The organism is Bradyrhizobium sp. AT1, assembly GCF_001590795.1.
Classification (GTDB): Bacteria; Pseudomonadota; Alphaproteobacteria; order Rhizobiales; family Xanthobacteraceae; genus Bradyrhizobium.
Genome location: NZ_JXDL01000001.1, coordinates 7,470,352 through 7,483,672, shown reverse-complemented (window position 1 = coordinate 7,483,672; position 13,321 = coordinate 7,470,352). Strand labels below are relative to the sequence as shown.

Annotated in this window: 10 protein-coding genes; 1 reads left to right on the top strand and 9 read right to left on the bottom strand. The window is 65.3% G+C overall.

The features are described 5' to 3' along the window. On the bottom strand, positions 1-403 hold a 403-nt coding region (locus SE92_RS34440; RefSeq protein ID WP_502686789.1), incomplete at its 3' end, for a flagellin N-terminal helical domain-containing protein. 319 nt (positions 404-722) lie between these two features. Here SE92_RS34440 and flbT point away from each other — a divergent pair. Next, positions 723-1,163, top strand: a complete 441-nt coding sequence (gene flbT, locus SE92_RS34435; RefSeq protein WP_063203237.1) for a flagellar biosynthesis repressor FlbT — start codon at positions 723-725, stop codon at positions 1,161-1,163. Positions 1,164-1,240: 77 nt separating this feature from the next. Here flbT and SE92_RS34430 read toward each other — a convergent pair whose 3' ends face one another. The 8 genes from SE92_RS34430 to msrB all read right to left on the bottom strand — a co-directional run bounded on the left by SE92_RS34430 (position 1,241) and on the right by msrB (position 13,256). Beyond that, complete coding sequence (locus SE92_RS34430; protein ID WP_063203236.1) at positions 1,241-2,740, bottom strand: pyridoxal phosphate-dependent decarboxylase family protein; 1,500 nt, start codon at positions 2,738-2,740, stop codon at positions 1,241-1,243. Further along, a complete protein-coding gene (locus tag SE92_RS34425) occupies positions 2,737-3,990 on the bottom strand; it encodes an ATP-grasp domain-containing protein (RefSeq protein WP_063203235.1) in 1,254 nt (417 codons plus the stop codon). The genes SE92_RS34430 and SE92_RS34425 overlap by 4 nt, the downstream gene beginning before the upstream one ends. A 1-nt stretch (position 3,991) precedes the next feature. Further along, a complete protein-coding gene (locus SE92_RS34420; RefSeq protein WP_198172885.1) occupies positions 3,992-5,614 on the bottom strand; it encodes a hypothetical protein in 1,623 nt (540 codons plus the stop codon). 10 nt (positions 5,615-5,624) lie between these two features. Next, the gene (locus tag SE92_RS34415) at positions 5,625-6,410 is read right to left on the bottom strand and encodes a hypothetical protein (RefSeq protein ID WP_063203233.1); all 786 of its coding nucleotides are present in this window, start codon (positions 6,408-6,410) and stop codon (positions 5,625-5,627) included. Between the two features lie 71 nt (positions 6,411-6,481). Then, positions 6,482-8,365, bottom strand: coding sequence for a flagellar protein (locus tag SE92_RS34410; RefSeq protein ID WP_063203232.1), 1,884 nt, complete (start codon positions 8,363-8,365; stop codon positions 6,482-6,484). Between the two features lie 21 nt (positions 8,366-8,386). Further along, positions 8,387-10,270 (bottom strand): flagellar hook-associated protein FlgK, encoded by a 1,884-nt coding sequence (gene flgK, locus SE92_RS34405; protein WP_063203231.1) that lies wholly within the window; start codon positions 10,268-10,270, stop codon positions 8,387-8,389. A 34-nt stretch (positions 10,271-10,304) separates the two neighbouring features. Next, positions 10,305-12,566: a flagellar hook-basal body complex protein gene (locus SE92_RS34400; protein WP_063203230.1), complete on the bottom strand. Its 2,262-nt coding sequence runs from the start codon at positions 12,564-12,566 to the stop codon at positions 10,305-10,307. Positions 12,567-12,743: 177 nt separating this feature from the next. Continuing rightward, a complete protein-coding gene (msrB, locus tag SE92_RS34395; protein WP_063203229.1) occupies positions 12,744-13,256 on the bottom strand; it encodes a peptide-methionine (R)-S-oxide reductase MsrB in 513 nt (170 codons plus the stop codon). Between the last annotated feature and the right edge of the window lie 65 nt (positions 13,257-13,321).

Sequence of the window (13,321 nt, the reverse complement as noted above, 5' to 3'; positions counted from 1 at the left end):
ATGCGGTGGCGCTGGCATAGCTCGTCGTGCCGCGCAGGTCGGCGGCCGTCGCACCGGCGATGGTGGCGGAGACGTTGGACTTGGTGGAGTAACCGACCGTGGTCTGCAGTGCCTGGTTGGCGATCGACTTGGCGCTGTCGATCAGCTTCTGCAGCGAGGTGATGCCGGTGTTGGCGGCCTGCAGCACTTGCACGCCGTTGGCGATGCCGTCGAGCAGGTTGTTGATGTCGCTGGCGCGGTTGTCGAGCGACTGGGCGGTGAAGAAGTTGGTGGGATTGTCCAGGGCCGAGTTGACGCTCTTGCCGGTCGACAGACGGTTCTGCGTGGTGGCGAGAAGATCAGCGGTGGACTGGAGGGAGAGCAGGTTCTGGCGAACCGATGCGGAGAGGACGATGCCTGACATAACTCTGTTACCTTTCTGGTAAACGACGCTACTGTTACACGTCTGCTTGGATCGCGAGTGATCCAGCGACGGCGGACCGTGGCGCCGAGACCTCTAACGAAACATGAAATGAAACCCGCGCTTTTGCCGGGGCGCGCGTGATTCGGCCAAAGAGGCGCCCCGCATCGTTGCGCCGCCACACGAATCCGCCTTTGAAAACATTGAGTTTTTCAGCGCAAATGGTGCGGATTTACAGCTCGTTAACTAATTGCGAGCGAGAATCACGTCTTCAGAGGCCGCAACGAACGCTCGGTTACGAAAGCGTTGATGGAGAACAGGCATGGCCCTCAAGGTCGAGCTCAGACCGCACGAACGTATCATCGTCGGTAACTGCGTGATTACCAACACGGACCAGCGCGCCCGCCTCCTGATCGACGGCGACAACGTGCCGATCCTGCGCGAGCGCGACATCCTCACGCCGGAGACCGCCGATACGCCGGCCAAGCTCGTCTATCTGGCCGTGCAGCTCATGTACATCTCGCCGGATCCGCAGACACAGCACGGCACCTACTTCAACCTCGTGCGTGACATCGTCACCGCGGTGCCGAGCGCATGGCCGATCATCGAGGCCATCAACAACAACATCTTGAACGGCGACCTCTACCGGGCGCTGAAGGATGCCCGCAAGCTGATCGCCTATGAAGAGAAGCTGCGGAGCCAGTTCGAGGCCACCCATCCCAAGACGGACGCGGACAAGGACGACGTGAGCTCCGCCGCCTGACCAACGACACAGTCCCGCAGACGACGACGGCCCCGGATCATCTCCGGGGCCGTTGTCGTTTCAGGGACGCACCAGTTCTAGTGCGCCGCGAGTGGCGGCGCCTCGACCTCGATCACGCCGTCGCCGCACCGCCGCGCGCCAAACTCCAGCACCGCCGCGACCAGCGCATCGATGTCCGCCGCCTCAGTGCGGTGGTTGACGATCGCGGCGCGGATCGCGAACTTGCCGTCCAGCATCGTGCTCGACGGTGCCGCTATTCCGGACTCCTGGATGTCGGCGACGATCTCGCGATTGACCGCGTCAATGGCACGGTAGCGGAAACAGACGATGTTGAGGTTGACCGGCGCCAGCAATTCCAATCGCGGTTCGGCCAGCACGCGCGTTTCGAGATACTTCGCCAACGCGCAGCTTCGCGCGATCGTCGCACCGAGCCGGTCGGTGCCGAACGTCTTCAGCGTGAACCACGTCTTCAGCGCACGGAAGCCGCGCGACAGATCGGGGCCGAGATCGCAGGGCCAGACCGCCCCCGCCGCAAGGCCTCTCGCCTCGCGGCGCAGATAGGCCGCGGGCTGCGCGAAGGCCTGCCGATGCTGCTCGCCGTCGCGCACCAGCAGGAAGCCGGCATCATAGGGCACCTGCCCCCATTTGTGGAAATCGAGTGCAATGGAATCGGCGAGCTCGATACCGCCGAGCAGCGGCGCGAGCTCGGGCGAGAAGATCGCGAGCGCGCCGAAAGCACCGTCGACGTGAAACCAGATTCCCTCCTCGCGGCACAGCTGTGCAATGGCCTTGAGATCGTCGATCGCACCAATGTCCACCGTGCCGGCAGACGCGACGACCAGGAACGGCTTGAAGCCGACCTCACGATCGACGGCGATCTGCGCGCGCAGCGCGGCGACGTCGATGCGATGATCGGCATCGACGCCGATCTTGCGCAACGCATCGGTGCCGAGCCCGGCAATGTCCATCGCCCGGGAGACGCAGCCATGCGCGGCCTGCGACGTATAGGCCGTGAGCAGCGCGCCGTCATTGCCGATGCCGTATTGCCGCGCCAGCGTGCCGAGCGCAGCGCTGCGCGCCACCAGCACCGCCATCAGATTGGCCATCGACGTGCCCGTGACGAAGATGCCGCTCGCGCTGTCAGGAAAAGCGAACAGGCGGCGCATCCAGTCGACGACCTGGCGCTCGACCTCGATCGGCATGTGGTCGCGCCCACCGAGATTGGCGTTGAGGCCGGCTGCGAGCATCTCCGCAAGCATGCCGACCGCGGTGCCGCCGCCATGCACCCATCCCATGAAGCCGGGATGGACGTTGCCGGTCGCATAGGGCGCGACGTGCTCGGCGAACTCGCGATAGACCTCAGCGAGGTCGCCTGCCTCGCGCGGCACGTCGGCCTTGAATGAAGCGCGGACGTCGTCAGGGATTGGCTGCCAGACGGGGCGCGTCCGAACATTGGCGATGCCGTCGATCGTCTCGTCCAGCATGCGATGGGCGAGCGCGCGAAATGCGTTCCAGTCCTCCGGGTCGAGCGAAGCGTGCGCAGTGGTGCTTGGCGCGTTGCGGATGATCTCGTTCATGTTGCACTCCCCTCGCCGGCCCTTGCATGCCGCGACAGCATCGCCGAGAACGCCGCGAAGATCTTGCGCATCTGCGGCGGCTTGTACGGAAACACGTCCGGCGAATCCATGTTGTGCACGACGGCGGTGTTGTCGGCTTCGAACACCAGCAGCTCGCCCTGCTGGTTTTCGGCGCAATCGACGATGAAATAATCGAGGCCGACGCGGTGGCACATCTCGTCGAGCGCGCGCTTGTGACGCGCCGCGAAGGCATGATCGAAGTCGCGCATGAAGAGCGCCTCTTCCGCGCGCTTCTCCTCGCTGAACGCCATGTAGGCGTTGAGATACCAGATATCCCAGCGGTCGGCGATCGCCATGTGGCAGGCATAGGCTTTGCCGTCCACCATCGCGAGACGATATTTGCGATAAAGCCCATCCGCGTTCACATAGTCGACGAAGCGCGCAACGAAGAAATCCTGCTCGTCCCGTTCGGAAAGATAGGCTGCGAGTGCCGCCACATCGTCGAGCTTGACGAGTCCGACGCCGGCATGCGAGCCGCGCGGCCGCGCGATCATCGGAAAGCGCAATTCATCCGCAATGTCCCGGCCCGCGATCTGTCCTGTGGAGAGATCGGACAATTGCGCGCACGTCGCGTGGATGGTCGCGGGAATGTCGAGGCCCGGGACGCCGGCGAGCAGCCGATGCAGCTTGTCGCGATCGAGATTGCCGATACGATCGGGACGATTGAGGAGCGGCCGCGGCCAGTGCGGCGCGGCCTTCTCGATCAAGGCGAGCGCCTCACGGCATTCCTCGGAATCGGAGGCGACCACGATGGCAACGTCATGCTCGGGCAGATTCTCCGGCAGGCCAACGCCCTTCACCACGTAGAGCGTCAACAGCTCGATGTCGGAGCCTTCGAGCAGAAAATCGATCGGCGTGTTGCCGCCCATGTCGATGTCGGCGGCCAGCGCGAGCACGCGCAGGCCCGGTTTCGGAGCAGCGCTCGGCGTGCGAAACAATTGATGGAAGGAGAGCACCTCCGACTGGATCGCGAGCCCCTGATCCTTGTCGCCGAGAAGCTGGGTGATCAACGACAGATCCAGCGCTTCGCCCGCCAGCGCGGTCCCCGCCGCGATCCGCGCCAGCATCTGGTCGCGCAACGGATGCAGGTCGACACCTTCGAAGGCCCGGCGCGTCAGCTGCGCAAAGCCGATGCGATCGGCATAGTTCGCAGCGGTCATGCGAAGCGGCGCGGAAACCGGATGCTGCATCTCACACCTCGAACGCGGAGTTTACCGGCCCGGCCGCAACTGCGCCACGGTCAAGCAGGAGCTCGATCTTTACCAGGACATGGGCGATGCGATCGAGCAGGCGCTGCACATTGCGTTGCGCCTCGGCCGTATCAGGCGACCAAGCCTCGGTCACGAGCCGGGCGCCGACGCAGAGGCGCAGCACGGCCTGCGTGGCCTCGTCCTGCCGCTCCAAACGGACCGGCTGGCCGATCAGGCAGCGCTGCGCGGCGATCTGCCGGTCCGCCGCGCTGCCATTGATCTCCTCGTTCATGTCACGCGCCATCGCCCGATGAACGGCGCTGGTCTCGGCGGTCGAAACCGGTTTGCCGCCGCGCAGCAGCATGAACGGAAAGATCGTGGTTTGTGCAAATTCCTCGTCATCCATGCCGGCCGTCCTGGTCGCGGGAACGGCGCGAAGCGAAGGCGACAACGCGATCATGCTGTCGATGCCGGCGGCAAGTTCGGCCAGCACCCTGGCGCGGAAAGCTCCCGGCACGGCGTAGTAGCTGCCGATCTCGGCGAGCGCCGCCTCCCAGCGCAGCCATTGACCGAAGTTCGGCCGGCGGTCGAAGCGCGAACGCAGCGCCGTCCAGCCCATCGGCCAATCGCAACGGCCGGCATAGTCGAAGATGCCGGGCGCGATCCCCTCGACGCGGTCGAGCGATCGCGACAGGCCCTTCGGCACCAGCAGCGCGCCGCTGAAGGCGGGCCCACCGAAAAACTTCGAGCCTGACATCAGCACCATGTAGCCGCGGTCGAGATAAGAGCGCAGCCGGCGGCGGCCGAGCCGGGCCTGACAGGCGTCGACGACGATCTGGACCTTGCGCGGCCAGCGCCTTGCGATCTCATCGAGGCAGGCCGCGCTCGGTGCTCGCCAGCCGAGCTTCGAGGCATCCAAGATCTGGAGCAGCACCGGCGCGCCCTGCGCGATCGTGGTCTCGACCGCATGCAGCACCGCTGCATCGGCGTCCGCACGCATCGCAATTCCGGGCGCGGTCTCGAGCAGCGGCAACGCCAGGCTAGCGCCGGCGAGCCCTGCGACCGCACCGTCCTTGCGAACCGCAAAGCCGCTCGCCGTCATGGAGCTGAAATGATGCCCGCGGGCGGTATGGATCGTCCCGCTTCCAGTCTGGTCGGCGCCGACCACGATCGACACCGGCGGCGCTCTCAGCACCGCGCGCGCCAGGAACAAGGCGTGGAGCTGGGAATCCGTGCCGGAGGGCGAGAACACGACGTCGACGCGCGGCTGAAGCTGGAGATGGCCGCGCAGTTCGTCCCGCATGTCCTCGCAGCGCGCATCGAAGGCGATCTCGACCTCGTCGAACAGGCATTTGTGCATCAGCTCTTCGCGCGCCAGCGCGGCACGGTCATAAGCCGCCTGCGAGATCGTCGATGCCGTCGAGGAAGCGAAATTCCAGATCTCCGGCTCCGGCGAGGCCGCGCAGCCATAGCCATTGACGCGGTCGGTCGGATCGAGCGCCAGCCGCGGATCTCCGCCAGAGACGAGCAGTGTGTCCAATGGTGTGAAGAGATCGCGCAGGCGGTAACGCGAACCGTCGGAGGCGCGGTCCGGGTCTGACAAGCGGGATGCGCCGGCGCTCATCCCGGCAGGCTCACGCCGCGGCATCTGCCGCCGACGCGGGCGCGGCTGCGAACTGCGAGGCGATATCGCCGTGGAACACCGACGGCCCGACGTGATCGAGCGAGCTCTGGATATCGGCCCAGATCTCACCGCCGATATCGGTCCAGCGCTTGCAGAAGGCGAAGTCCTCGGAGAGATATGTGCCGGTCGCCGGATCGATCATGCATTCGAACAGCGCAAAGCGGTTCTGGCTGGCGACAAGCGTATCGTGCGAGTGCTCGCGGAAGAATTGCAGGCTCGCATAGTCCGGATGGCGGCACATCGCCTCCAGCACATGACGCCGTATCATCAGGAAGCCAGTGCCCGCCCAGCGTACGCGGGTAAAGCCGTTGACCACGACGATGCGGTCGGGATCCTCGATCTCCAGCACGTAATCCAGCGAAGCGGCCGGCACGTCGGCCCGGCCGGACTGGATCGCCCGCGCCGCCTTGTCCCAGTTGACCCGCTTGATCGGATAGCAGCCGGCAACGACGTCGGCGCCGCATTCGATCAACCGGAACACCTGCTCCGGCTTGAAGCCGATGTCGGCGTCGACGAACAGGAAATGGGTCGCATTGGGATCGTCCAGGAACATCGCGACCAGATTGGCCCGCGCGCGGGTGATCAGCGCGTCGCCGTCGCGCAGCAGCACCTTGAGCTCGAGATTGGACATGCCGTGCACGGCGCGCTGCAGCGCGAAGATCGAGCTCGCATAGATGCTCGACACCTGCCCGCCGAAACACGGCGTCGCCACCACCAGTTGCATCTTGTCCGACATCGGCAGCTCCGCCCCGCTCCAATCCTCACCAAGAGGTAAAGAGGCATGGTTAACGGCGTCTTAACGCAGCCTTACAGGAACTTGACGAGCGAGAGCTGCGCCAGGTTCGAGGTCACCTGGTAGGACGCCTGCAGCGCGTTCTGCAGCGCCAGGATCTCGCTCGCGACCTGGTCCGGCGAAGCCGATTCAGCCTGGTCGATAATGGTCTGGAGCTGCGCCTTGGCCTGGGTCTGGCGCGTACTCGCATCCTTCATCGTGTTCTGGGCCATCGCGATGTCGGTCTGGATGTCCTCGATGCGCTGCTGGCCGGGCTGCTGCGTCAGCGCCTGCGTCACCCGCTGGCTCAGCGCGGAGACCTGACCGCCCGAATACTGGCCGGTCGGCGAGGTCGAGAAGGTCCCGAACACCGCGATCGCCTGCAATTGCCGGCGGATCGCATCCTCATTGGCCTGGGCGCCATATTGCACCGCGACGGAATCGTCGACCCGCGCCATCGCGGTGGAGCGCGCCGAGCCGGGCCCGTCATTGCCCTGGTACCATTTCACGGTGGTGGCCGAGCCGTTGACCAGCGTCGTCGCCGAGCTCGCCGGCGAGGTCCCGACGCGCAGCGGCGGCTGCGTGGCGGTCACGGGTGTCGAGGCAAAACCAAGCGAGCCCAGCGCCCCCGTATTCGAGCTGGTGATATTCAGGCCGGCCGCATCGTCGGTGTTGATCGTGATCGAGCCGCCGTGGACCGTCGAGGGCTTCGACGTTCCCGTGATCTGGTCGATCTTGCCGAGCAGGCTCTGGACGCTGTCGGTGACGTTGAGCTGGTTGCCCGTCGCGCCCGAGGTCACGAAGGTCAGCGTGGTGCCGTTGACGGTGATGGTGTCGCCGGCGACGAAGCCCGGCGAGATCGAATCCGAGGGGCTAGCCCCGGACAGTGCCGTCGCGCCGCTGACGGGTGCCGGCGGCGCCGCCTGGTTGTTGACCGGCGTGCCGATCGCAGAGCTGGCGGTATTGAAGAAATTGTCGCCGGCGACGATCGCGGAGGCCGCCACCAGCGAGGTGTTGGCGAGCTTGGTGATCGCGGTGTTCAGCGCCGTGTTGAGGTTGTTCGCGGTGTTGGTCGGGTTGACCGGGGTGCTCGCATCGATCGCAAAGCTGCCGAGCGGCGTCGGCGTCGCCGTGGATGCGGTCAGGTCGATCTGCTCGGTCGTGCCGTCCGGCAGCGTGAACTGAACGCTGAGCTTGTCGCCATTGCTCGGGTTGACGCCGTTGAGGTCGACCGAGAACGACACCGGCGAGCCGCTCGGGCCGGTGACGGTCGCGCCCGTGAGCGTCGAGGACACCGCCTTGATCTTGAGGCCGAAGGGTGAGCCCGCGACGTCTTCCGAGACCTGGATCGAGCTCGGCGTCGGCTGCGTCTGCACCAGACGGCCCGTGCCGCCAGCGCCGAGATCGGCGGCCTGGCGCTCCGCCATCACGGTCTTGAAGCCCGCCTGCGTCGTGGTGCCGTTGATGATGTCGCCGGCATTCGCGACCGGCTGCGTGTTGACGGCGGTTCCGGAGAACAGATAGCGGTTGCCGGTCTGCGTGTTGAGCACGCCGACCATCGAACCGAACTGCGCGGCGGCGGTGTTCTGCGCGATCGTCTGGCCGTTGACGTTGAGATCCTGCGCGGTATTGGCGGCGCCCGTCTGTACCGTGCTGCGGATCTTGGTCAGCGACTGCAACGCGGTGTTGGCGAGGTTGATGCTGACATTGACGTTGGTGATGGTGTCGGTATAGGCGGCGATGTTGGAGAGCTGCGCGCGCCCCGCGATCGCAAAGCCCTCGTTGGTGCCCATCCCGGAATAGTTCTGCGACAGCTTGCCGGTCGAGAGCTGCGTCGACAGGTCGGTGAGCTGCTGATTGATGTTGCGGATCTGCGCGCCGAGAACCGACGAGGAGTAGTTGATGCTGCTGATCGACATGTTTCAGAGCCCTGTTACTGCTTACACTTGAGCCTGGATCAACGTGTTCATCATGCTCTGCACCACCGACATGACGTGAGCGTTGGCGGCATAGGCATTCTGGAGCTGGATCAGGTTCGACATCTCGGAGTCGAGGTTGACCTTGGCGGTCGAGTCGAACTTGGCCTGCAGCGTCGAGACCACGACGCTCTGGCCCTGCTGGAGCTGGGTGGCCTGGGTCGAGGCGTTGGCCTGGATGCTCAGGAACTGCTGCAAATAGTTCGAGACGCTGCCGCTGAAGGGCTGGTTGGCCGAGCCGAGGCCGGTCGTCGGCGAATAGGAGAACACCGCCGAGGTGAGCTGCGCGTAGAGATAGTCCGAACGCGTGGTGTCGCCCGCCGGCGTTACTGGCGACGTGCTGTAGACCGACATCCTGGTCGGGTCGGCGGCCAGCTGCGTGTTCACCTTGATGCGTCCGGCAAGGCCAGTCAGCTGCGAGCCCGACGACGTGATCGCGCCGGTGTAGAGCGCCTGCCCGCCGTCGGTGAACACGGCCAGTTGCGGACTGCCCGAGGTCAGCGACGAGATCGTCTTGCTGATCGAGGCCGAATTGACCTTGGCGAGCCCGGAATTGTCGTCCGTGATCCGCAGCGTCGTGGCGCTCGCCGGCGCTGGCGCCGCGGAGAAGCTGAGGTGCGAAGTCGAAAGCGCGGTGTTGAGCGCCGAGGCGATCGCGCCCATGCCGCCGGAAAAGTTCACGCCGATCTGCATCGGGTTGGCGTTGGTCGCATTCTGCAGCGGCAACGCCGCCGGATCGGTCACGTTCACCAACGTGATCTGGCGCTGGGTGTTGGTGGCCGTGTCGGTGTAAGTGAAGGTGGCGGTGTTGCCCGGCAACGCACCGCCGAGGTCGATGTCGAAGCCGGCGGGCGGACCCGAGACGGCGCTGCCGGCCGTGGTCTTGTCGGACAATGCGCTCGACATCGTCGCGGCGAGCTGGTCGATCTGGTTCTGGGCCTGCACCAGCGTCTGGTCGCGCAGCTTCAGATCGGCCGCGATCTGGCCCGACGAGACCACGTTGTTGGCGACGACGTCGACCTTCGAGCCGTTCGGCAGCACGATGTTGAGCGCGCCGACGCCCGACTTGGCCGGATCGATGTTGTAGAGCGAGGTCGCGGACATCGCGCCGGCGGAAGCAAAAGTGAATTGCGAGGCGAGCCCGGCACCGACCAGCTGGATGCCCGTCGTGGTGTAGAGGTTGGCCTGGTTCGATCCGTCGGTGGTGACGCGGACGTCGACATATTTCGACAGCGTGTTGATGGCCTGGTCGCGCTGGTCCATCAGAGTCGCGGCCGAGGGGTCGTTGGCCGACAGGCCCTGCAGCTTGGAATTGATGGTCGCGACCTGCTGCATGGCAGCGTTCGCGGCCTGCGCCGAGGTGCCGAGATCCTGCTCGACGTTGGAGCGCAGCGACTGGATGCCCTTGGTGGTGACGTTGAGCTGCGTGGCCAGCGCCTGCGCCGCGCCGATGGCAACCGTTTGCGCCGACGACGCGCCCGAGCTGGTCGACAGCGCCTGCAGCGCCGTGGTGAAGTTGTTCAGCGCGGTTTCGAGCGTGCCGCTGTTGCCGGGCGTGCCATAGACACTCTGAAGCTGCTTCAGGATGTTGGCCATCTGGTCGGCGTAACCGCCGCCGCCGGTCTCGGTGCGCAGCTGGTTCAGCACGAAGGTGTCGAGCTCCCGGCTGACGCCGGTCGTCATCGCCGTCGAGCCGAAATCGCCGGTGGAGACCTCGATCTGGTTCGGGCTCTGGACGACGTAACCCGGCGTCTGCGAATTCGCGACGTTCGAGGAGACGATCGAGAGCGCGGCCTGGTTGGCACGCAGACCGCTCATCGCGCTGGCGAGGGCTGAACTCAAACCCATGTGACTAGCCGCCTTTGGTTACGTTACGCGCCGATCAGCGCAACACGTTCAGAAGGTCCTGCACCATCGAATTCGCGGTCGTGATCACCTTGGTGTTGGCCGAATAGGCCTGCTGGGTCACGATCAGCTTGGTGAATTCGTCGGCGATGTCGGTGTTGGAGCCTTCCAGCGAAGAACCGCTGATGCTTCCCGATGCGCCGTCGATCGCGGCGCCAGACTGTTCGGTCGCTGCATACGCGCCACCATCCATCGCCTTCAAATAGTTGGTGCCGTTGAAGTGCGACAGCGAGACTTGGGCGAGGTTGAGGTTCTGGCCGTTCGAGAAGGTGCCGACCACGAGGCCGCTGTTGTTGACCGCGACCGACCGCAACTGGCCCGCGGCGTAGCCGTTCTGCGTGATGGTGTTGATGGTCACGGCGCCCGACGTGCTGGCATATTGCGTCAGGCCGCCGCTCGAGATGTTGAAGGCGACGGAGCCGAGCGACTGGCCGCTGACGCTGACATTGTTGATGGTGATGCCGGAGCCGCTCGGCGTGGTCAACGAGCCGTCGGAAGCGAAGGTGAAGGCCTGGCCCGTATTGACCCAGCCGACCGTGGTGCCGGTCGCATTCGGATCGGTCTGGTAGAACAAATTCCAGCTGTCGGTGTGGCCTGCGCCCAGCGAGGCACTGTCGGTCTTGGCCCAGCGCAATTGCAGGTTCACCGGCGTACCGGCCGCGTTGTAGGCCGTCACCGCGCCGCCGCTGATCGACTCCTTGGTGAAGGTCGCGATGTCGTTGCCGATCACGCCGCCGGTGCCCGCGGTGCCGCCGCCGTTACGGTTCTTGGTGATGGTGGAGGTAAAGCCGAGCGCGGCGAAGGCCGCGCTGTTGGAGCTGGACACCGACAGGTTGGACACGGTGCCCGTGTTCAACGTGATCACGCCGCTGGTGCTGACGGACGAGCCGGTGGCGCCGGAGAGCGCATCGATCTTGCTGAGCAGAGTCGTGATGTTGTCGGTGACGTTGATCTGGTTCGGACCGCTCGCGCCCGAAGCCATGAATGTCAGCGTCTGGCCGTTGACGGTGATGGTGTCGGCAGGCGGGCCCGCCGAAAAACCCGAGGAGAGAACCTGGGCGCCGCCGGCCGTCGCGCTGCCGCTCAACAGCGTCGCCCCGGAGATCGCAGGCGATGACAGCACGTTGCCGCCGCGCGTCACGCTGGTGATACCGAGCGCCGTGGCCGCGGTGCCGCTGTTCACCGCCACGTCCGTGGTGGTGCCGCTCGAGATCACGATGTTGCCGCTCGCGTTGAGGGACGCGGTGACGCCGGGGCCGGCCGCGTTCTGAATTGCGGTCAGAATGTCCTGGACCGTCGCAGGCGTGCCGGCGCCCAGACCGATGGTCGAGTTGGTGCCGAGCGTGACGGTGTTGCCGGCGTTGAAGGTGATCGTGTTGCTGCCGTTGATGGTCAGCGTCTGACCGCTCAACGCGGTGAGGATGCTCGATGCGAGATGCGTGCCGACGGTATTATCCAGCGATGTCGTCGTCGATGCCACCGCCGACGAATTGTTCTGAAGAGCGACCGATCCGGTGTTCGTCGTCGACGAATAGGGCGAGCGGAGGTTGCCCGTGGCCGCGGCACCCGAAGCGGTGTTGTTGGTGTAGGGCGCGGGCGGCGTGCCGACCGGTAGCGGGTTGGCGGCGAAATCCGATGGGTTGAGGCCGCCGGCAGCCAGCAGCGTCCCGGTCGCGGCGGTCGAGCTCGCCGCCGTGTTCGGCTGCGTCGGAAGGTTCGCGGCGTACTGGATCGAAGTGGTGGCCTGGGCGGGAATGAAGTTGTTCTGGAATTTGAGGACGTTCGCCACGTTGCCGGTCGGGTTGCCGGTCTTGGGGTCCACCGTGACGCCCATCAAATAATAGCCGGCGCCGTTGACCAAATTGCCGTTGGCATTGAGCTGGAAGTCGCCGCGGCGGGTGTAATAGGTGACGCCGCTGAACACCGGCACGTTGTCGACGATGCCGGTCGCCTTCTGGATCGAGAAGAAGCCGTCGCCGGTGATCGCCATGTTGGTGGCGACGGTGGAGCCCGAGATCGTACCCTGCGTGGTAATGGTGGCCTTGGCGTTGGCCGTCACGCCGCCCGCGACCTGCTTGCTCGGAACCGAGGAGTCGGGAATGAGATCGACGAAGCTGGTGCCGATGCCCTTGTAACCGGTGGTGGATGAGTTCGCGATGTTGCCGGAAATGTTCTGCAGCGCGTAGGACTGCGCCTGCAGGCCACCCACCGAGGTGTTCATTGCATCGAAGATACCCATAACTTTGTCTCCAAATCCGATCTCGGCGGCCGGTCGACCATGGCCGCAGTCGGGGGAGACAGTCGCAAAGGCCATGCCAATGCGGGTATCTCTAAGAAATCAATGACTTAATGAAAAAGCCCCGGCCTGACGACCGGGGCACAATTGCCGGGACCGGCAACAATTGCCGGGACTTCCTTACGTCGCCGACGCCGCCGCGGGGTGGAAGACCAGCCCGAAACCGTCGATGCAATATCGCAATCCGGTCGGCTTCGGACCGTCGTCGAAGACGTGGCCGAGATGGCCGCCGCAGCGCCGGCAATGCACCTCGGTACGAACCATGCCGTAGGCGCGGTCCTCGGTCTTGCCGACATTGCCCTCGATCGGCTGGTAGAAGCTCGGCCAGCCGGTGCCGCTCTCGAATTTGGTCTCGGAGGCGAACAGCGGCAGGTCGCAGCCGGCGCAGGCGAAGGTGCCCTTGCGGTGCTCTTTCAGCAGCGGGCTGGAGCCCGGCCGCTCGGTGCCGTGGTTGCGCAGGATCTCATATTGCTGCGGCGTGAGCTGCGCGCGCCATTCGGCCTCCGTCTTGGTGATCTCGAACTTTTCCGCGACCTTCTCGCCGGCCTCGGCCGGGGTTCCTCTCAGCCAGCGGAAGGCCGCAAGGCCGAACAGGCCGGCGGCAGTCGTCAACAGCATGCGGCGGTCAAACATCTCATTCTCCGTGCGGGAGCTCCACGCCCTGAGATACGGGCTTTAACGGCGGACGTTACACGTTC

Bases quoted from the DNA above. Each gene is read 5' to 3' on its own strand.
- SE92_RS34410 (WP_063203232.1), bottom strand. From the start codon at position 8,365: ATGTCGATCAGCAGCATCAACTACTCCTCGTCGGTTCTCGGCGCGCAG.
- SE92_RS34420 (WP_198172885.1), bottom strand. From the start codon at position 5,614: ATGAGCGCCGGCGCATCCCGCTTGTCAGACCCGGACCGCGCCTCCGAC.
- flbT (WP_063203237.1), top strand. From the start codon at position 723: ATGGCCCTCAAGGTCGAGCTCAGACCGCACGAACGTATCATCGTCGGT.
- SE92_RS34425 (WP_063203235.1), bottom strand. From the start codon at position 3,990: ATGCAGCATCCGGTTTCCGCGCCGCTTCGCATGACCGCTGCGAACTAT.
- SE92_RS34430 (WP_063203236.1), bottom strand. From the start codon at position 2,740: ATGAACGAGATCATCCGCAACGCGCCAAGCACCACTGCGCACGCTTCG.
- flgK (WP_063203231.1), bottom strand. From the start codon at position 10,270: ATGGGTTTGAGTTCAGCCCTCGCCAGCGCGATGAGCGGTCTGCGTGCC.
- SE92_RS34400 (WP_063203230.1), bottom strand. From the start codon at position 12,566: ATGGGTATCTTCGATGCAATGAACACCTCGGTGGGTGGCCTGCAGGCG.
- msrB (WP_063203229.1), bottom strand. From the start codon at position 13,256: ATGTTTGACCGCCGCATGCTGTTGACGACTGCCGCCGGCCTGTTCGGC.
- SE92_RS34415 (WP_063203233.1), bottom strand. From the start codon at position 6,410: ATGTCGGACAAGATGCAACTGGTGGTGGCGACGCCGTGTTTCGGCGGG.